Source organism: Sinorhizobium fredii (genome assembly GCF_002944405.1).
Taxonomy (GTDB): Bacteria; Pseudomonadota; Alphaproteobacteria; order Rhizobiales; family Rhizobiaceae; genus Sinorhizobium; species Sinorhizobium fredii_C.
In genome coordinates, this window is sequence record NZ_CP024310.1 from 1148634 (window position 1) to 1168771 (window position 20138).

Here is a 20138-nt window from a genome sequence, read left to right on the forward strand (position 1 = left end):
AAACAGCACCGCATGCTGTCGGTCATGCCGCAAGGCAACGATTGGGAGCGCCGCTACTGCCCGTAGGAAATGCGACGGCGCACATAGTTTGCGCGGCATGCAAAATTGCTGGATGGTGCAACGCACAATAATTCATCTTCCGCAGGTCATGCTATATTTTTGGGCATATCGGAATTGGCTAATTTTCCCTCGTCAATTCAGCCACATACGAGATCTGGCGGTGTTTGGCACGACGCTTGCATTGGTGTGCTTGCTTCGGTCAACGGCGATTGAAGCAAGTTCAGGCGAAATGCGCCTGCGAAGGACAGTGACGTCGCGACGGTCTTTGCCTCCGAAAGGGATACCTCCCGATCCCCGGAGCGCGATTTCCGAGCGGCGTTTTTTTCGTCGGTTTTCGACCGGCCAACAAGTTGAGGGAACGTGCGCATGACCAAGATATCGATCGGCGGCTTTACTCGCCGCAGCCTGCTGAAGACGACCGCGACGGCCGCCATGGTCGGCGCAGCGAAAACGCTATTGCCCTCCGGGGCCTTTGCCCAGGGGGCTGGTCCGGAGACGGCGAAAGCCATCCTCGGTTTCATCGCGCTGACCGATTCCGCACCGCTGATCATCGCCAAGGAGAAGGGCTTCTTCGACAAATACGGAATGACCGAAGTCGAGGTGGTAAAGCAGGCCTCCTGGGGAACGACGCGCGACAATCTGGTGCTCGGCTCTGCCGGCGCCGGCATCGATGGGGCACATATCCTGACGCCGATGCCCTATCTCATCTCGACCGGCAAGGTGACGCAGAACAACCAGCCGCTGCCGATGGCGATCCTCACCCGCCTCAACCTCGATGCCCAGGGCATTTCAGTCGGCGCGGCCTATGCGGATCTCAAGATCGGTCTCGATGCCTCGGTGCTGAAGGACGCCTTCGCCAAGAAGAAGGCGGCGGGTGCGGCGGCAAAGGTCGCGATGACCTTCCCCGGCGGTACGCATGACCTCTGGATCCGCTACTGGCTCGCCGCCGGCGGCATCGATCCGGACAAGGATGTCGAGACGATCGTCGTACCGCCACCGCAGATGGTCGCCAACATGAAGGTCGGCACCATGGACTGTTTCTGCGTCGGCGAGCCCTGGAACGAGCAGCTCGTCAACCAGAAGATCGGCTACACCGCCGTGAATACCGCTGAGCTCTGGGCCAAGCACCCCGAAAAGTCCTTCGCCATGCGCGCCGATTGGGTCGAGAAGAACCCGCGTGCCGCCAAGGCGCTGGTCATGGCCGTCGAGGAGGCCGCGCAATGGTGCGACGACATGGCGAACAAGGACGAGCTTGCCAAGATCGTCGGCAAGCGCAGCTGGTTCAACGTGCCGCCGAAGGACATCGTCGACCGGCTGAAGGGCGAATACGACTACGGCAACGGCAAGGTCGTGGAGAACAGCCCGCATTTCATGAAGTTCTGGCGCGACCACGCCTCCTACCCCTTCCAGAGCCACGACGCCTGGTTCCTCACCGAGAACATACGCTGGGGCAAGCTTGCACCGGATACGGATATCAAGGGGCTGATCGCCAAGGTCAACCGCGAGGACATCTGGCGCGAAGCGGCGAAGGATCTCGGCGTCGCCGACATTCCGCCCTCCACCTCGCGCGGCCCGGAAACTTTCTTCGACGGCAAGGTCTTCGATCCCGCCAATCCCGAAGCCTATCTGAAGAGCCTGGCAATCAGCCGCATCGCCTGATGCCGCAATCGCAGCCGGGCCCGGTCCCGGCTGCCGTCGACCGAGAACCCGTAGGAGAAGGGCATGTCCGCCACCAATCTGAAGCTCAAACCGCAGGCGCCGCCGCAGTCCTCGGCGCAGGTGATTGCTCTCGAGGCTACGGCAAGACCGCGCTTTGACAGCCGCCTGCCGCGCTTTGCCGCTCAAACCATCACCAATCTCTTGCCGCTGCTGGTGACGCTGACCTTCCTCACCCTCGCTTGGCAGCTCGCCTGTGCCTCGCCCGATTCGAGCCTGCCGGCGCCGACGCGCGTGCTCGAGGAGAGCTGGGAATTGATCGCGCATCCCTTCTATGTCGGTCAGGGTGCCGACCAGGGCCTCTTCTGGCACGTCTTCGCCAGCCTGCAGCGCGTCGCCCTCGGCTATGCCATGGCCGCCGCCGTCGGCGTGGCGCTCGGCACTCTGGTCGGCCAGAGCGCGCTCGCCATGCGCGGCCTCGACCCCATCTTCCAGGTGCTGCGCACCGTGCCGCCGCTCGCCTGGCTGCCGCTTTCGCTGGCCGCCTTCCAGGACGGCAACCCCTCGGCGATCTTCGTCATCTTCATCACCGCGATCTGGCCGATCATCATCAACACTGCCGTCGGCATCCGCAACATTCCGCAGGACTACCAGAACGTCGCCAGGGTGCTGCGGCTGAACGGCTTCGAATATTTCGCCAAGATCATGCTGCCGGCCGCCGCCCCGTATATATTCACTGGCTTGAGGATCGGCATTGGTCTCTCATGGCTGGCGATCGTCGCCGCCGAGATGCTGATCGGCGGCGTCGGCATCGGCTTCTTCATTTGGGATGCGTGGAACTCGTCGCTGATCAGCGACATCATCGTGGCGCTAATCTATGTCGGCATCGTCGGTTTCCTCCTCGACCGCATCATCGCGCTCATCGGCCGCGCAGTCGCCCGCGGCACGGCAAACGCCTGAAGAAAAGGAGGCTTTTCATGCCCAAGAGCTATCTCTCGCTGGAACTCATCGACAAGACCTTCGAACGTGGCGGCACCCGCAGCGAGGTTCTGAAACAGGTGTCGCTCGCGGTCGACAAGGGCGAGTTCATCTCGATTATCGGCCATTCCGGCTGCGGCAAGTCGACCCTGCTCAACATCGTCGCCGGATTGACGCAGGCGACGAGTGGCGTCGTGCTGCTGGACGGCCAGGTGGTCGACGAGCCGGGACCGGACCGCGCCGTCGTCTTCCAGAACCATTCGCTGTTGCCCTGGCTGACCGTCTATGAAAACGTTCGGCTCGCCGTCGACAAGGTGTTCTCGGCGACGCGCACTAGGCGGGAACGGCATGAATGGACCATGTGCAACCTCGAACTGGTGCAGATGGCGCATGCCGCGGACAAGCGCCCTTCGGAAGTCTCCGGCGGCATGAAGCAGCGCGTCGGCATCGCCCGTTCGCTGGCGATGGAGCCGAAGGTGCTGCTGCTCGACGAACCCTTCGGGGCGCTCGACGCGCTGACACGTGCCCATCTGCAGGATCAGGTGATGCAGATCCACGCGACGCTCGGGAACACGGTCTTGATGATCACCCATGACGTTGACGAAGCGGTCCTGCTTTCCGACCGCATCGTGATGATGACCAACGGCCCCTCCGCCCGGATCGGCGAAATCCTCGACGTGCCGCTCGCCCGCCCGCGCCGGCGCATCGAGCTCGCCTCCGATCGCACCTACCTGAAATGCCGCGAAGCGGTGCTCAAGTTCCTCTACGAGCGCCATCGCTTCGTCGAGGCTGCGGAGTGATCGAGGGCGCCGGGCGCTCTTGACCTTCCAACGGTGGGAAGCCCTATCTTCGGTTCCTAACGAAAATCGGAGACAGGAAATGCACCGCTACGAGATCAAAGACATGACCTGCAGCCATTGCGCAAGCGTGGTGGAAAGGGCGATTCGCGGCGTCGATCCCGCCGCGGCAATCAAGGTGGACCTCGGCAAGAAGGAAGTCAGCATCGAGACCGCGGCAAACAAGACTACGATCTCCGACGCGCTCAGAGCGGCCGGCTACGAAAGCCGGCCGCTCTGATCCACTCTGCCGGCCAACCCCCTCAGCGACCGGTTCACGATAGGCGAGCTATCTCAATCCTCACCCGGATACTGAAATCCTGGAGGAAGCTGCAGGCTGGCGGCATAGGCCGGCTCAGGCGCGGCGGCCTGCGCATGTTCCCGCGGCTTCATTCAATGGGCCGCGACGACGGAACGGATCGCCAATGGGCGATAGCGTTGGAGGAGATCCGGATTCTTCTCTTCCTTCGCCGCCTCGTCGTTGCGTCCTGACTTTGCTTGCCCCCTGGGCCAGAGAACGAACGGCTCAAGCGGTCACGTGCTTCACCATGGTGCCGCCACCGCTTGCCTGATCGGTCGGGAAGACTTCGACACGGGCGACATCGACAAATACCGGCAAATCGATGACATCGTTGATGATGCGGGCGATATTTTCCGGCTGAATCGAGCGGTATCCGTCGTACAGCATGGCCTTTGCCTGACCATCCGGAATCGAGGTCCGATAGAGAGACGTCTCCACGCGACCCGGAACGATTTCGCTGACGCGGACGGAAGTCCCCAGGAGATCGCAACGCAGGTCGTCGCAGAAGAGACTTAGTCCCGCCTTCGACGGTCCATAGACCGCCATGTTGGGATAGGCTGCCCGCCCGCCGCTGGAACCCACATAAATCAGATGCCCGCGCTTACGTGCGACCATGCCTGGCAGGAAGACGCGCGTTAAGTGCATCGGGGCCTTGAGATTGATATCGATCATCGCATCGATCTCGGAAGGTTCGATCTCGTGGAATGTGGCGCGGGTGGAAAGAATGCCGGCGTTGTTGACGAGGATATCGACTTCAACATCCTTCAACGCCTCGGCGATGACGGCCGTATCGCGCACGTCGGCCCGCACCGGAACAGCGCCGCACCCATCTGCCAGTTCCGCAAGCAGGCTTTCGTTGCGGCCCACCGCGTAAACCGTCAAGTCGCGTTGCCGCAGAGCCGAAACCGTCGATTTGCCGATACCGCTGGTCGCGCCGGTGACGACTGCCACGCGATAGGTGTCAGACATAGATATAGCCCCCGCTGACGACGACATTCTCGCCTGTGGCATAGGTGTTGCGGCTGGACGCCATCATGACGATCCATTCGGCCATTTCGACGGGCTCGGCGGCGCGGCCAAGGGCGCTCGCCTTGGCCAGCTCCGGCAGGAAGCCGAGTTCTTTAGCGCGGTCCGTCGCAAAGCCTGCCGGCGCCACCGAATTCACGAGGATCTGGTCCTTGGCGCATTCCTGGGCGAAGGACTTGGTGAGGCTGACCACCGCCGCCTTGGTCGCGGCATAGTGGGCATTCTGCGGATGCGCCTTGAAGGCATCGACGGAGGTGACGTTGACGATGCGTCCTGTCACTTCCGGCGCGTTCACGAACTGGCGCATATGCAGCACCGCCGCCACCATAATATGGTAGGTGCCCTTGACGTTGATGGCGTTCTCCAGGTCCCAGTCCTCGTCGGTGATTTCCAGGATCGGCTTGCGGGGATAGATCGCTGCGCTGTTGACGAGAGCATGGATGCGGCCAAGCTTGCCGGCAACCGTCTCGAAACCGCTGTGAGCCGTTTCTGCGCGGGAAATATCGGCAACCGCTACCGCCACCTCCGCGCCGAGTGCTTCCAGCTCCGCCGCCGCGGAGGCGAGCAATGCCTCATTGCGGTCAATAAGCCCGATCTTCGCCGCTCCATGCGCGATCATCAGTTTCGCAGTGGTGAGACCGAGGCCCGAAGCTCCCCCCACGATGACAACGGATTGGGCTTTCACGACGAGCCTCCTGATTGTTTGTATGTTATCACTTATATGCTAGGATGGATGGAGATCAAGCAGTTTTTGTCGGTGCGAAATGACTCCGCCGCGGGCCCAACACCTCCATCTTTGAAGAGAATCCCGCGAGGCAGGCAATCTATCGAGAAACGCGATATTTCGAGCGGCATGTGGCACGATATGTGATATGTGCCAACGGGGATTTTCAATCGGAGCAAATAGGTGTCGATTATCACGCAACGTGGCAATTTGGCAGAAATCGTCGTCACAAAGCTTACCGAGCGCATCGACTCCGGGCTCTATGCTCCCGGCGCGAAAATTCCCTCCAGCGCCCAGCTATGTGAGGAATTCGGCGTTTCCCGAACCGTCATTCGCGAGGCTCTGACATCTCTGAAGGTGGGAGGACGCGTAACCGCGCGACAAGGCGCTGGCGTCTATGTGACTGAGAAGGACGCCAAGACGCTTCACTATGAAATCAGCCGCATCGAGGACATTCGCTCGGCCATGCAGATCCTCGAATTGCGGCTTGGCGTCGAGATGCAATCCGTCGCTCTGGCCGCAACCAGGCGCACTCCGGAAGCTCTCGCGGAGATTGCCCGCGCCTATGACAAATTGGAAACCCTCAAAACGGACGATGCGGAAGTCGAAGCGCGCGCGGATTTCGACTTTCATCTGGCTATCGCCCGCGCCACCCGCAATCCGCATTTTCCGAGCTTTCTAGAAGCCGTCATGGAAAGCATCAACTTCGAACTGGTGCTGAAACATCGCCAATCGTCGCGCGCCTACAGTGGCTATTTGAAGAAAATCAACAGGGAACATGCGGCCATTCTGGCAGCGATCACCCAGGGCGACGTGAAGGCAGCAAAGCAGGCGCTTGCCGTGCATCTCGAGGAGAGCCTCAACAGATACCGGCTGATGCTGGACGAGCCTGAAAGTGTGGAGATGGCGGACTGATCAGGTTCGCAAATTTTCTACGCGCGCCTGCGGAGACTTCGGCAAGTCGTCGACACTGTCGCAGGATGCGTTCACTCAGCCGGCAATCTCCCGCCATTGGGGTCGCCTTGATGGAATGCCACCGTCACCCATCCTGTCCGGCAGCAGCGGCGTATTCTTACCTCCCCAGCGCCATCGCCTGTTCGCGGATCTGCGTGAGGCTCATTTTGGACGTCAGTGCTTCCGGATCGAGGCGGATTTCGATCAGCGCCGGCTTGCCGGAGGCTTCGCAGCGCTGGAACGCCGGGGCGAATTCCTCGGTCCTCTGCACCGTTTCTCCATGCAGTCCGTAGGAGCGGGCAAGCGCGGCAAAATCCGGGTTGGTCAAACGCGTGCCGGACACCCGGCCCGGATAATTGCGCTCCTGATGCATGCGGATGGTGCCGTACATGCCATTGTTGATAACCAGGACGATGACACGCGCGTCGTACTGCATCGCGGTCGCCAGTTCCTGGCCGTTCATCAGGAAGCAGCCGTCGCCGGCAAAGGCCACAACGATCCGGTCCGGCGCGGTGATCTTGGCGGCGATCGCCGCCGGCACGCCATATCCCATCGAGCCGTTGGTTGGGCCGAGTTGGGTGCGAAACGTCCGGTATTGATAGAAGCGATGCGCCCAGGCGGAATAATTTCCCGCCCCAGTGGTCAGGATCGCGTCGGGCTTCAGATGACCGCGCAGCCACTCCATCACCTCGCCCATCTGCACCGGGCCGGGAATTTCCGGATGCTTCAGGTTTTCTAGATAGTCCGCATGCGCGGCCCTCGTCCATTCCATCCAGGCAGCGGATGCCGCAGGTCTTAGCTTCGCCGCCTGCGACAGGAAGCCGGCCACGCTGGCATTGATTGGCAAAGCCGCGTGATAGACGCGTCCGAGCTCCTCGGCGCCCGGATGGACGTGCACAAGCGTCTGCTTCGGAACCGGAATGTCGATCAGCGTATAGGCGCCCGTCGTCATTTCGCCGAGCCGCGCGCCGATCGAAATCAAGAGATCGCAGGCCTTGATGTGCTGGATCAGCTTCGGCCCGGCGGCAAGGCCAAGGTCGCCGGCATAGTTCGGATGCCTATTGTCGAACAGGTCCTGGCAGCGGAAGGAGGCTGCGACGGAGAGCGAGAAGGCTTCGGAGAACGTCCTGAGGTCGGCGACCGCCTGCTGCGTCCAGCCACCACCACCGGCAACGAGCATCGGGCGCTTCGCTTCCGCGAGCAACCGGACGAGATCATCGAGCTGCTGCTCGCCCGCATAGGCCTCGACCCGCTTGTACGCCGGCGTATCGGCAACCGCCACCTCATCGGTCAGCATGTCTTCCGGAAGTGCGACGACGACCGGACCCGGCCGGCCGTTGACGGCGCGATGGAACGCCTGGCTGACGAGTTCGGGGATACGGGCCGCATCCTCAATCTCGACGATCCATTTCGCCATCTGGCCGAACATGCGGCGATAGTCGATCTCCTGAAATGCCTCGCGCTCCATCTGGTCGCGCGCCACCTGGCCGATGAACAGGATCATCGGCGTGGAATCCTGGAAGGCGGTATGAACGCCGACCGAGGCATTGGTGGCGCCCGGCCCGCGGGTAACGAAGCAGATGCCCGGCCTGCCGGTCAGCTTGCCATAGGCCTCGGCCATATAGGCCGCTCCGCCTTCCTGGCGGCAGATGACGAATTCGACCGCGTCTTCCGCATCGTGGAAGGCGTCGAGCACCGCGAGATAGCTTTCGCCCGGCACGCCGAATGCACGCTCGACGCCATGGATGCGCAGGGCGTCGACCAGCACTTGGCCGCCGCTGCGTGTCTCGATTTCGTTGTTCATGAAGTTCCCCTGCCCTTTTGGTCAGATGACGGCGTCTTCGAGGAAAGGACGGTTCGCCACAACCCGTTCGTAGCCAAAGGGCGCAAGGTCGAGCGTGCGGAAGCCTCCATAGGTAATGATTTCGGAAAGCCCACGCCCCATGGCCGGCGACTGCTGCAGCCCATGGCCGGAAAAGCCGTTGGCGAAGAGAAAGTTCTTCACCTCCGTATGCGGGCCGAGGACGACGTTGTGGTCGAGCGTGCAGTAGTCGTAGTGGCCGGCCCAGGAACTGACGACCTTGATCGCCTCGAAGGCAGGCACGCGGTTCGCCAGCGTCGGCCAGATCTCCTCCTCGAATTCGTCATGCATCACCTCGAAATCGTTCGGATCGACCTCCGGATCGTGCTTGGGATAGGTGCCCATCAGATAGAACTTGCCCTCCGGACGGAAAAAGACTCCCGTCGGATCGATGGTCAGTCCGACCTTGCCTTCAAGGGACGTGCGGCAATCGACGACGAAGAGCGAGCGCCGGCGCGACTCGACGGGGATGTCGAGACCGGCCATGCGGGCGACGTGTCTGCCGTTGGTGCCGGAGGTGTTGACCACCGTCCCGCAGCCGATCGTCTGGCCGCCCTTTGTCGTCACGGAAACGACGCGGTCGCCCTCGCGGTTGACCGCCACAACCTCGTCTTCGATGTATTCGACGCCGAGCGAACGGGCCTTCTTGCGGAAACCCTGCATCAAGCCGACGCTGTCGAACCAGCCTTCGCCACGCTCGCCGGTGCTGCCGAGCACCAGCCCTTCGAGGTTGAGCCAGGGGAAGCGTTTCGCGAGACCTTCGACCTCGAGCAGCGTCACTTCGGCGCCGCAGGAGACCTGCGTTTCGTGATTGCGGCGCAGCACCTCAGCGCCTCGTTCGTCGCCCGCAAGGAAGAGATAGCCCGCCTCGTGAAAGCCGATCTCCGGCGTATCGTCGTCGACGGCGACGTTCTCCTTGAAGTTGCGGATGAACTCCGTGCCGAACTGGGAGACCTTGACGTTAATGGCGTTCGAGAACTGATGTCGGATCGAACTGGACGAGAGCGCCGTCGCGCATCGTTGATAGGTCCAATCCTTCTCGATCACCAGGACGGAACCGGTGAAGTCCGGATTGGTCGCCAGGAAGTAGGCGGTCGAGCTGCCGACGACGGCACCACCGACGATGACGAGGTCATAGGAGGTCCTGGCAGCCCGCATCACTTGTTCTCGTCTTCGAAGTGGCCGGCCGCACAGAAGCTGCCGCCCTGGAAGCGCACGGCCGGATCGTTCGGATCCCCCTGCTCCGTCTTGGCGAACACCCTTTCCGCATAGTCGTCAGCACTGTCCTCCGGCTTGTAGCCGAGAGAAGCGGCGGTGCGGTTGTCCCAAAAGGCGCGGCTGTTGTTGGACATGCCGTAGGCGACCATGAAGCCGACGCGTTCGGCCGACAGGCTCTTTTCAACGAGTTGGCGGCAATCGCGGTAGGAGAGCCAGGTGATCAGATGTCGGCGATCTGTGGGCTCCGGAAAGGACGAGCCGATGCGCAGGCTTACCGTTTCGAGGCCGAACTTGTCGAAATAATAGCGGGCGAGGTTTTCGACGAAGGTCTTCGACACGCCGTAGAGACTGTCGGGCCGGGTCGGCACGTTGCCGTCGATGGTCTCGGTCCGCTCGTAGAAACCGATGGCATGGACCGAGCTGGCATAGACGATGCGCTTGACGCCATGCTGGCGGGCCGCCTCGTAAATGTTGTAGCTGCCGACGATATTGGCGTCCAGAATGGTCTTCCACGGCGCTTCGAGTCCCTGTCCGCCCATATGGACGATCGCGTCGCAGCCTTTCACTGCATGGGAAACGGCATCGAAATCGGCGAGGTCCGCCGGGGAATCCTCTTCGTGCGGCGCCAGGTTCTGGCACGCCTGTCGGGCCGAGAGCCGAACGATCTTGCCGAGCCTAGTACCGGATTTGCGAAGCTGTGTTCCAAGAGCGCCGGCGGCGCCGGTGAGAAGCGTGCGCTGATAATCGGTCACGAGACTTGATCCTGATTAGCGAAGTCTAGCCAGGGCACCGGCGGTTCGCTCGATGGCCAAAGCGAGGTTTTCGCGCGATGTTGCGAAGGACAGGCGAATATAGGGCTCTACGCCGAAAGCTGAACCCGGCACGGTCGCGACCTTTCCCTCCTTCAGGAGGTACGACGCCAGATCAGTGTCACTGGGGATTGTCGCTCCGTCCGGCGCGGTCTTGCCGATATAGGCGGCGCATTTCGGAAACAGATAGAATGCGCCTTCCGGGGCGCGTACTTCAAGACCGGCAATCGCGCCGAAACCTTGCGTCACCATTTCACCGCGCGCCTTGTATTCCGCCACAGCTTTCGTCACGAAATCCTGCGGGCCGTTCAGCGCAGCCGCGGCGGCAACCTGGGTGATCGAAGACGGACAGGTGGTGCTCTGTGACTGGAGTTTGTTCAACACCTTCGTCAGTTCCTTCGGCCCTGCCGCATAGCCGAGCCGCCAGCCGGTCATCGCATAGGCCTTGGACACGCCGTTGATCAGGAGCGTGCGATTGCGCAGTTCGGGGCATGCATTCGCGAATGAGGTGAAGGGCACGTCACCGCAGACGATGTGCTCGTAAATCTCGTCCGACATGATGGCGACGCGCGGGTGGCGTGCCAGCACTTCGCCAAGGGCTTTCAGCTCGTCGGCGGTATAGATCGCACCGGTCGGGTTGGAGGGTGAGTTAAACAGGAACCAACGCGTTTTGGGCGTAATCGCCGCTTCGAGGCGTTCAGGTGTAATCTTGAAGGCATCCTCGACGCCGCAGGGCACGACGACAGGTAAACCGCCGTGCAGGATCACAATATCCGTATAGGAGACCCAGTAGGGCGCCGGAACCACCACCTCGTCGCCCGGCTCAAGCGTTCCGAGGAAGGCATTGAAGAGTATCTGCTTGGCGCCGTTGCCGATCGAGATCTCGTCCATGGCGTAGTCGAGATCGTTCTCGCGCCTGAACTTGGCGACGATCGCCTCGCGCAGTTCGGGCAGGCCGTCCGGGGCCGTATAGCGGATGATCCCGCGCTTCATCGCGTCGGTCGCCGCCGCGACGACATGCGCCGGCGTGTCGAAATCCGGCTCGCCGAGCGAGAGGTCGACCACATGCTCGCCCTGGGCCCGCATTGCCTTGGCGGCAAGAGAAATCGCCATCGACGGCGAGGACTTGATCGTCGCGGCTCGGCTGCTTTCGAACGTCATCATGTTCATGCCTTCCCTTCCGCCTTGCCGTAGAGCATGGCCTGGTCTTCGGTGATGTAGCCGTGCCTGACGTCATGGGCGACAGCATCCGCAGGGCGCTCCGCCGGATCGCCGTAGCCTCCGCCGCCCGGAAGCGCGAGCACGAGCCTTCTTCCCTCAGGCACGAATTGCAATCCCTTGCCCTTCAGCACCGTTCCATCGTCGAGCGTCACGGAACCGGCCGCCCCGTCCCTGCCCCCGTCGCGGCCGCGCGCCGGATGACCGAGACGGTCGAACATGGCGGAGAAGCGGAAAGAATAGCCATCGGCCGCCTCGATCTCGATCATCTGGCCGAGGCCGCCGCGCTGTGCACCGGCGCCGCCGGATCCTTCGCGTAACTCCTTGCGCCAGACGATGACCGGGCCGACATTCTCCGTCGCCTCGATCGGCATAGTATGGACGCCGCTGGGGAAAGCAGTGGCGTTCAGCCCATCGAGCGAAGCGCGTGCGCCGGAACCGCCGGAATTGAACATCAGGATCTCCGCGCCCTTGCCGCCGATTTGATCGGAGACTGGGCGCACGCTCATATGCAGGTTCCAGAGCGCGCTCGCGCCTTCGGCCGGCACCTGACCCGGCAGCGCCTGATGCAGCGCGCCGAGCACCAGATCCGGTACGAAATGGCCGAGCACGTGGCGCACCGCGACCGGCGCCGGACGTTTGGCATTGAGGATGCAGCCTTCCGGCGCGACGACGTCGAACGGCGCAAGCGAGGCGGCGTTGTTCGGGATTTCCGGGGCAACGACGCATTTGATGCCGTAGCAGGCATAGGCCTTCGCATAGACAAGCGGCACGTTGATGCCGAACTTGCTCGTGCCGGAGGTACCGTCGAAATCGACCGCCACGCCCTCGGGGCTGATGGTGAGCTTTGCGGCAAGGTGCACCGGTTCATCGTAGCCATCGAGATCGAGGCTGTACTCCCAGGAGCCGTGCGGCAGGTCCTTCAACCGATCGAGCGTCGCCTCGCGGCTGTTCTTCAGGATGAAGCCGCCGATCATCGACAGGTCTTCGAGGTTGAATTCCGTCAGCATGTCGATGAGGCGGCGGTGGCCGGTCTCGTTGCAAGCTGCAAGCGCATGGAAGTCGCCGACCACCTTGTCGCTTTCTCGGACGTTGTTGCGCACGATATGGATGAGCGTACGGTTCAGTTCACCGCGCTCGAAGAACTTCATGATCGGGATGAAGATGCCTTCCTCGTAGACCTCACGCGCATCCGGGCCGAAGCCGCGGCCGCCGACATCGACGACATGGGCAGTCGAGGCGAAGTAGCCGACGAGCTTGCCGTGGTGGAAGGAAGGCGTGACGACCGTGATGTCGTGCAGGTGACCGGTGCCCTTCCATGGATCGTTGGTGATGTAGACGTCGCCTTCGAAGATGTTCTCCGGGCCGATATCGCGGATGAAGTGCGCAACGGATTCCGCCATGGCGTTGACGTGGCCCGGCGTGCCGGTGACGGCCTGCGCCAGCATGCGCCCTTCGAGGTCGAACACGCCGGCGGAAAGATCGCCTGCCTCGCGGACGGAGGTGGAGAAGGCCGTGCGGATCAGCGTCTGCGCCTGCTCCTCGACGACGGAGATCAGGCGGTTCCACATGACCTGCATGTGGATATCGATCATCGATTGGTTCATGGGAATATCCTCAAAGCCGTGATACGAGCAGGCAGCCGTCGTTCTGAACGATGGCCTTGAAGGCGGAGGTCAGAACCGTCGAGGTCTCTCGCTCCACGATAACGGCCGGACCTCTGACGACGTCGCCGGGCTTCAGGTGCGTCCGTTCATGAATACCCGCTTCGAGATAGGTCCCTTGAGCTGCTTCGAACAGCCGGCGCGTCTTGGCGGGCCTGACGGCCTCGCCTTCAGCAACGGCGGCAACCCGGGCGACCGGCGGCAGCGGCGAGCTCGCCTTGACCGACCAGCTGACGATCTCGATATCGAGGCCTTCGATGGCGCGGCCGAAGAAGCGCCCGTATTCAGTCTCGAACAGCGCAGCGATCGTCTTGGCACTGTCGGAGTCGAAGCGGGGGGACTGCAGCGGAACGGGAATGTCCCAGCCCTGCCCGGCGTAGCGCATGAAAAGCATGCGTTCGATCACCGGCTGGCCCATGTCGAGCCCGCCTTCGACGAAGCCGACGGCCTCGGCCAGCATCGCTTCCATAAGCCGGTTCGCCGCCGCATGATCGAATTTCGTAAGGTTGAAGACGGCGCTGCGCACGGACTCATAGCCGAAGGGTGCCTTCAAAAAGCCGATCGCCGAGCCGACGCCGGCGCCCGGCGGGACGAGGAAGGTGGTAATCCCCATCTTCTCGCAGAGACGCGCCGCATGCAGCGGTCCGGCGCCGCCGAAGGTGATCATCGTGAAGTCGGCGATGTTCTTGCCGTTCTCGACCGTATGGACGCGGCCGGCATTGGCCATGTTCTCGTCCACCATCTCGCAGGTGCCGTAGGCGGCAGCTTCCGGATCGAGCGCGAGAACAGAGCCGATATCGTCGCTCATCGCCTTGCGGCTCGCATCGATGGAGAGCGGGATGGCGCCGCCGGCAAAGTTCTCCGGATCGAGCTTGCCGAGGATCAGGTCGGCATCCGTCACGGTCGGGTTCTTGCCGCCGCGCTGGTAGCACGCCGGGCCCGGCTCTGAAGCGGCGGAGTGCGGTCCGACACGGATCTGGCGCATGCCGTCGACACTGGCGATCGAACCGCCGCCCGCACCGATCTCGACCATCTCGACCACCGGAATCGAGATCGGCATGCCGGAGCCCTTGCGGAAGCGGTAGGTGCGGGCGACCTCGAAGGTCTTGGCTGTCTTCGGCACCTGGTTCTCGATTAGGCAGATCTTGGCGGTGGTGCCGCCCATGTCGAAGGAGAGCACCGTGTCGAGACCATGACGCCGGGCAATGTCTGCCGCGAAGATGGCCCCGCCCGCGGGACCGGATTCCACCAGCCGCACCGGGAACTCCGACGCGCTTTCCACCGAGACGATGCCGCCGCCCGAATGGATCATGAAGACCGGGCAGCCGACGCCGATCTCCTTCAGCGACACGACGAGCCGGTCGAGATAGGATTTGATCGCCGGTTTCACATAGGCATTGGCGCAGACCGTGTTGAAGCGCTCGAACTCGCGCATTTGCGGGGAAACTTCGGAGGAAATCGAGACGGAGACATGCGGCAGCCGCTCGAGCATGGCCTCACGCACCGCAACCTCATGCGCGCCGTTGGCATAGGCATGGATGAACCCGATGGCGACACTCTCGTAACCGCCCGCGGCGATCTTCTCGATGACTGCCGCGACGGATGCTTCATCCAGCTGCAGAAGAACTTTGCCCGACGCGGCGATCCGCTCGCGCACGACGAAACGATCCGCGCGGGCAATCAGCGCCGGCGGCAGCGAGATGTTGAGATCGTATTGCTCGAAGCGGTTCTCCGTGCGCATCTCCAGCACATCGCGGAACCCTTCCGTCGTCACCAGCGCCGTCTTAGCCCCGCGCCGCTCGATGAGCGCATTGGTGGCAAGCGTCGTGCCGTGGATTAGGATATCGATGTCCGAAAGCGCTATGCCGGCCATCTCGGCGACGACCCCTACACCCTTCAAGATCGCCCGCTCCGGCGCCACGTAGTCGGTCAGTACCTTGGTGGAGTGGAGAACTCCGTCCAGATCGAGGGCGATGTCCGTAAAGGTGCCGCCGATATCGACGCCGACCCGGCAGTTTGAAGGGCTGGTTTTCACCGCTTTATTCCCCCGGTTTCGCCACCCGTCCGCGCGATGTGCAATTGAAGTCGACGCTCTTACTATGCACTTATCATATAAGTGTCAACCGGCTGTGGTGACCGGCCATTACCGTTCGAACATTGAAGGTGAGCCCGCTGGTCCTTCGGTCGCGCCAGCTCGTGCTTCAATTTGCCGGTCTCAAGCCGGTGAGCGCTCTCGCTCGTCATAGGGCTTGCGACAGGCCGCCGCAGCCCTTCGAAGCACCGGCGTCATCATCATCATCAACAAACCCCGAATATTTTTCCAAAGCGTCCGCCTTGACCTTCCCACCGTTGGAAGGCCCATCTTCAATGACAGATATAACCGCAAGGAACATAAGCATGGCATCCCTGAACGCCGCCGGAACGAGGCACGTGGAAAGCAAGCAAAACGTCAGCCTTTCCGTGGAGGGCATGAGCTGCGCCTCCTGCGTCGCGCGCGTCGAGAAGGCGATTAGCGCCGTCCCGGGGGTGGTTTCCGCCTCCGTCAACCTGGCAACGGAGCGTGCCGACATTCGCTTCGACGAGACGGCGAAACCATCCGAGATCATCAACGCGATCGAGAATCTCGGCTACGGGGCGGTTGAAGATGCGCTTGAGCTCGGCATCGAAGGGATGAGTTGCGCCTCCTGCGTGGGGCGCGTCGAGAAGGCGCTGAAGGCCGTCCCCGGCGTCGTCGAGGCGAATGTCAATCTTGCCAACGAGAGGGCCTCGATCCGGCTAGTAAGGGGGCTCGCCTCCACCGAGCAGCTGGTGGAAGCGGTTCGCGGCGTCGGCTACGAGGCACATCAGCGCGGCAATGATCAGGATATCGACCGCGAGGGAGAAAAGCGCGCACAGGAGCTGAGACGCGTTGAGCGTGCCTTCCTGACCGGCGCCCTCCTGACGCTTCCTGTCTTCCTCCTCGAGATGGGCTCGCACTTCGTTCCGGCAATCCATGATTTGGTGATGACCCGCATCGGCATGGCCGAGAGCCGGTACCTGCAGTTCGCTCTGGCGACGATCGTTCTCTTCGGCCCCGGCCGCCGCTTCTTCGCCAAGGGCGTGCCTGCCTTGTTGCGCGCCGCACCTGACATGAACTCGCTGGTGGCGATCGGAACGGCCGCCGCCTGGGGCTATTCGGTCGTCGCCACCTTTGCGCCCCGGCTCCTGCCGGCCGGCACCGCCAATGTCTACTACGAGGCGGCAGCCGTCATCGTCACACTGATCCTGCTCGGACGGCTCCTCGAAGCGCGCGCCAAGGGCCGCACATCGGAGGCGATCAAGCACTTGATGGGCCTGCAGCCCAAGACAGCGCGCGTCCGGCGCGGCGGCGAGATGCTGGAAATCCCGGTTGCCGAGTTGCGCGTGGGCGACATGGTGCTGGTGCGGCCCGGCGAGAAGGTCGCCGTCGACGGCGTGGTCGTCGAAGGCCAATCCTATGTCGACGAATCGATGATCACCGGCGAGCCCGTGCCGGTGGAAAAGACGAAGGGTTCGGATGTCGTCGGCGGCACGATCAACAGGACCGGCGCCTTCACCTTCCGTGCCACCAAGGTTGGCACCGATACCATTCTTGCGCAGATCATCCGGATGGTCGAGCAGGCGCAAGGCGCGAAACTGCCGATCCAGACGCTCGTCGATCGCGTCACCGGCTGGTTCGTGCCGGCCGTGATGGCGGTCGCCGTGGTGACTTTCCTCACCTGGCTCGTTTTCGGGCCGGACCCGGCCCTCACCTTCGCGCTCGTCAACGGCGTCGCGGTACTGATCATCGCCTGCCCCTGTGCCATGGGTCTCGCCACGCCAACTTCGATCATGGTCGGCACCGGCCGTGCCGCCGAGATGGGCGTGCTTTTTCGCAAGGGCGAAGCGTTGCAGACGTTGCGCAATGCCGCGGTCATCGCCCTCGACAAGACCGGCACGCTGACCGAGGGCCGGCCGGAGCTGACCGATCTGGAGACCGCGCCCGGTTTCCAGCGCAACACCGTCCTGGCTCTAATCGCCGCCGCCGAAGCACGGTCCGAACACCCGATCGCCGAAGCGATCGTTTCCGCGGCCGAAGCCGCCGGCCTTGAATTGGCCGAGCCTGAAAAGTTCGAGGCAATTCCGGGTTTTGGCATCAGAGCCGAGGTTGCCGGAAAGGACGTCCACATTGGCGCCGACAGGCTGATGGCACGTCTCGGCCTCGACGTCTCGCACTTTGCCTCCGAAGCCGCCCGGCTCGGCGACGAGGGCAAGAGCCCGCTCTATGCGGCGATCGACGGCAGGGTCGCCTCCATCATCGCGGTTGCCGATCCGCTGAAGGAGACGACGCGAGAGGCCGTCCGAGCGCTGCATGACCTCGGCCTGAAGATCGCGATCGTCACCGGCGACAATCGCCGAACGGCCGAGGCGATCGCCCGCAAGCTCGGCATCGACGAGGTGCTCGCCGAGGTGCTGCCGGACGGCAAGGCCGCGGCGGTCAAGCGCCTGCGGGCGGACGGCCGAAGAGTCGCCTTCGTCGGCGACGGTATCAACGACGCGCCGGCGCTTGCCGCCGCAGATGTCGGAATCGCGATCGGCACGGGAACCGATGTCGCAATCGAGAGCGCCGACGTGGTGCTGATGTCCGGCGACCTCGTCGGCGTGCCGAATGCGATCGCCCTTTCGAAGACGACGATCCGCAACATCAAGCAAAACCTGTTCTGGGCCTTCGCCTATAACATGGTTCTGATTCCGGTGGCCGCCGGCGCGCTCTATCCCGGCTATGGCGTCCTGCTCTCGCCGGTCTTTGCCGCCGGAGCAATGGCGCTTTCTAGCGTCTTCGTGGTCGCCAATGCGTTACGCCTCAAGGAATTCCGAGCTTCGGAGCGGCAGGCGTGAACGGCAGCGGGTCCTTATTGGCGTCCGCCCCGACAAGTTCCTATATTTCGGCTTGGCTGCCGGCTGTCGAAAGGATGACGACATGAATATCGGCGATCTCGCACGCGCCTCGGGGGTTTCGGCGAAGATGATCCGCTATTATGAGAAAATTGGCCTCATTCCGCCGGCCGACAGGGCCCAATCCGGCTATCGCAACTACGGCGACAACGACGTCCATACGCTGCGGTTCATCCGGCGGGCCCGCGACCTCGGCTTCACCGTCGAGCAGATGGCGGAACTTCTGGCACTTTGGCGCGATCGTTCGCGCGCCAGCAGCGAGGTGAAGAAGATCGCACTCGATCAGGTCGCGATACTGGAGCGCAAGGCGGAGGAACTGAAGGCGATGAGTCTGACGCTGAAACACCTTGCGGCCCATTGCCACGGCGACGCGCGGCCGGACTGCCCGATCATCGACGATCTTGCCGATGCAGACAACGAACCGAAGAAGTCGCCCGAGCCGGCGCGTTTCGGCCGCGGCGGCGAGCCGGTCCGCGGCCTGCGGCGATCTGGTGCATCGACACGCTGACCATTCGGGCGTCTAATTTCATGCGATCCGCGGCGCGCTGGAATGAACAGCGCGGGGAAGGAGTGATCCGATGACCATCCACCGCAGAGATTTCCTGGCCGGCACCCTGGCATGCGCCTTTGTTGTCCTACTCGGCGCTCCGACCCCGCTGGCAGGCGCCATGCGCATGGTGATCTACAAGGATCCCGGCTGCGGCTGCTGCGAAAGCTGGGCGGCAGCCATGAGGGAAGCGGGCTTCGCGGTCGTAGTCCATAACGAAAGCGACATGACCGCGATCAAGCGGCGCTTTGCCGTGCCGCCGGACATGGCGGCCTGTCACACGGCGGTGCTCGACGGCTATCTGATCGAGGGGCACGTGCCGCTCGAGGCGATTAGAAAGTTGCTCGCCGAGCGCCCGAACATTCCCGGGCTCGCGGTGCCCGGCATGCCGGTGGGTTCGCTCGGCATGGGCGACGATCCGCAGGCTGCCTATGAAGTCTATGCGCTAAGCAGGATACCCGGCGCCGCGCCGACCATCTTCCATAGCGTCCGACCGGCAATCTGACACGCCGTCCCTTACTCACTTGGGAAGGAAGAGCAGGTCGAAGCCTTTGAGTTCGCGTCTTGCGATCGATTTGCGCAATGCCGCAAAGATCGCCGACCTGTTCTCCAGGCGAAGTCCGCGAAAGCTTCGGATCAAGCGCACCGTCGCGGCCATGGTCCGGATGGCTCGAAACAGCGCAGGACCGGAAAGCGAGGCAGCCAGGATCTGCGGATGCACCGCAAGGAGCACACCCGCCGTTCGCCTGCGGTCGATCGCCCGGAACTGGTCCAGCGCCTTGTATTCATAGCCTTCGATATCGATCTTGAAGCAGAGGCGCTCGGTCGTTGCCATTGCCTGGAGCTTCTCGATCGTCACGGTTTCGGCGCTGATCGCCATGCCGGTGTCGTCGGCGATCAGCGCCGAGGTCTCCGAGCTGCCGAAACCGCCGCCGACGGAGTTGAGCACCAGGCGTTCGTCCTGCGACAGGGCGGCATTGACGAGTTCCACCTCGCCGGCATTGCCGGCCTTCATCTGTGTCAGGATGTCGAAGCACACCGGGTCGGGCTCGACGACGATAACATTGTTGGCGATCTGCGCCGCCCAATAGGGGGTGACGCCGATCCAGCCGCCGATGTCGATGAAGGTGGTTTTTTCGTCGACCAGGCGCGCGATGTTCTGGAAGGTGCCGGGTTCCCATTGACCGGCCTGCAAGCGGGCGAAAAAGCGCTTCTTTTCCGGCTTGTCGGGGAAGTGAACGGTCTTGTCGAAATAAGTTATGGCGCGCATGGCGCCTCTCTACTGCATGATTCCCGAAACCGGAACCGGAATATCGCCCATGCGCGTACGGGT

18 protein-coding genes are annotated in these 20138 nt (G+C 62.8%); 8 read left to right on the plus strand and 10 right to left on the minus strand.

Going from position 1 to position 20138, the window contains the following annotated elements:
* The first annotated feature begins 426 nt into the window (after positions 1-426).
* From NXT3_RS29005 to NXT3_RS29020, 4 genes are all read left to right on the plus strand, one after another.
* The gene (locus NXT3_RS29005; protein WP_037416934.1) at positions 427-1719 is read left to right on the plus strand and encodes a CmpA/NrtA family ABC transporter substrate-binding protein; all 1293 of its coding nucleotides are present in this window, start codon (positions 427-429) and stop codon (positions 1717-1719) included.
* A gap of 63 nt (positions 1720-1782) precedes the next feature.
* Complete coding sequence (ntrB, locus tag NXT3_RS29010) at positions 1783-2676, plus strand: nitrate ABC transporter permease (protein WP_104841180.1); 894 nt, start codon at positions 1783-1785, stop codon at positions 2674-2676.
* A gap of 17 nt (positions 2677-2693) precedes the next feature.
* A complete protein-coding gene (locus NXT3_RS29015) occupies positions 2694-3494 on the plus strand; it encodes an ABC transporter ATP-binding protein (RefSeq protein WP_097524553.1) in 801 nt (266 codons plus the stop codon).
* Between the two features lie 79 nt (positions 3495-3573).
* Positions 3574-3771, plus strand: a complete 198-nt coding sequence (locus NXT3_RS29020) for a heavy-metal-associated domain-containing protein (protein WP_104841181.1) — start codon at positions 3574-3576, stop codon at positions 3769-3771.
* 285 nt (positions 3772-4056) lie between these two features.
* Here NXT3_RS29020 and NXT3_RS29025 read toward each other — a convergent pair whose 3' ends face one another.
* On the minus strand, positions 4057-4800 hold the full coding sequence (locus NXT3_RS29025; protein WP_104841182.1) for an SDR family oxidoreductase: 744 nt from the start codon (positions 4798-4800) through the stop codon (positions 4057-4059).
* On the minus strand, positions 4793-5542 hold the full coding sequence (locus tag NXT3_RS29030) for an SDR family NAD(P)-dependent oxidoreductase (protein WP_037416924.1): 750 nt from the start codon (positions 5540-5542) through the stop codon (positions 4793-4795). The genes NXT3_RS29025 and NXT3_RS29030 overlap by 8 nt, the downstream gene beginning before the upstream one ends.
* A 222-nt stretch (positions 5543-5764) precedes the next feature.
* Here NXT3_RS29030 and NXT3_RS29035 point away from each other — a divergent pair, with 222 nt between their 5' ends.
* Positions 5765-6496, plus strand: a complete 732-nt coding sequence (locus tag NXT3_RS29035; RefSeq protein WP_104841183.1) for a FadR/GntR family transcriptional regulator — start codon at positions 5765-5767, stop codon at positions 6494-6496.
* A gap of 157 nt (positions 6497-6653) precedes the next feature.
* Here NXT3_RS29035 and NXT3_RS29040 read toward each other — a convergent pair whose 3' ends face one another.
* The 7 genes from NXT3_RS29040 to NXT3_RS31865 all read right to left on the minus strand — a co-directional run bounded on the left by NXT3_RS29040 (position 6654) and on the right by NXT3_RS31865 (position 15698).
* Complete coding sequence (locus NXT3_RS29040; protein ID WP_104841184.1) at positions 6654-8339, minus strand: thiamine pyrophosphate-binding protein; 1686 nt, start codon at positions 8337-8339, stop codon at positions 6654-6656.
* A gap of 21 nt (positions 8340-8360) precedes the next feature.
* Entirely contained in the window at positions 8361-9554 is a 1194-nt protein-coding gene (locus NXT3_RS29045) for an NAD(P)/FAD-dependent oxidoreductase (protein WP_097538797.1), read from the minus strand.
* A complete protein-coding gene (locus NXT3_RS29050; protein ID WP_037416913.1) occupies positions 9554-10366 on the minus strand; it encodes an NAD-dependent epimerase/dehydratase family protein in 813 nt (270 codons plus the stop codon). The genes NXT3_RS29045 and NXT3_RS29050 overlap by 1 nt, the downstream gene beginning before the upstream one ends.
* A gap of 15 nt (positions 10367-10381) precedes the next feature.
* Complete coding sequence (locus NXT3_RS29055; RefSeq protein WP_199773416.1) at positions 10382-11593, minus strand: pyridoxal phosphate-dependent aminotransferase; 1212 nt, start codon at positions 11591-11593, stop codon at positions 10382-10384.
* A complete protein-coding gene (locus NXT3_RS29060) occupies positions 11590-13248 on the minus strand; it encodes a hydantoinase B/oxoprolinase family protein (protein ID WP_104841185.1) in 1659 nt (552 codons plus the stop codon). The genes NXT3_RS29055 and NXT3_RS29060 overlap by 4 nt, the downstream gene beginning before the upstream one ends.
* Positions 13249-13258: 10 nt before the next feature.
* A complete protein-coding gene (locus tag NXT3_RS29065) occupies positions 13259-15340 on the minus strand; it encodes a hydantoinase/oxoprolinase family protein (RefSeq protein WP_104841186.1) in 2082 nt (693 codons plus the stop codon).
* 205 nt (positions 15341-15545) lie between these two features.
* Positions 15546-15698, minus strand: coding sequence for a hypothetical protein (locus NXT3_RS31865; protein ID WP_158665425.1), 153 nt, complete (start codon positions 15696-15698; stop codon positions 15546-15548).
* A gap of 4 nt (positions 15699-15702) precedes the next feature.
* On the opposite strand from NXT3_RS31865, the gene NXT3_RS29070 reads away from it, so the two are divergent.
* From NXT3_RS29070 to NXT3_RS29080, 3 genes are all read left to right on the plus strand, one after another.
* On the plus strand, positions 15703-18201 hold the full coding sequence (locus tag NXT3_RS29070; RefSeq protein ID WP_104841187.1) for a heavy metal translocating P-type ATPase: 2499 nt from the start codon (positions 15703-15705) through the stop codon (positions 18199-18201).
* An 82-nt stretch (positions 18202-18283) separates the two neighbouring features.
* Positions 18284-18766: a Cu(I)-responsive transcriptional regulator gene (gene cueR / locus NXT3_RS29075; protein WP_097538793.1), complete on the plus strand. Its 483-nt coding sequence runs from the start codon at positions 18284-18286 to the stop codon at positions 18764-18766.
* Positions 18767-18836: 70 nt separating this feature from the next.
* A complete protein-coding gene (locus NXT3_RS29080) occupies positions 18837-19310 on the plus strand; it encodes a DUF411 domain-containing protein (RefSeq protein WP_104841188.1) in 474 nt (157 codons plus the stop codon).
* Between the two features lie 15 nt (positions 19311-19325).
* Here the strand turns inward: NXT3_RS29080 and NXT3_RS29085 are convergent, their stop codons facing one another.
* Positions 19326-20075: an FkbM family methyltransferase gene (locus NXT3_RS29085; protein ID WP_037416893.1), complete on the minus strand. Its 750-nt coding sequence runs from the start codon at positions 20073-20075 to the stop codon at positions 19326-19328.
* Positions 20076-20138 lie beyond the last annotated feature (63 nt).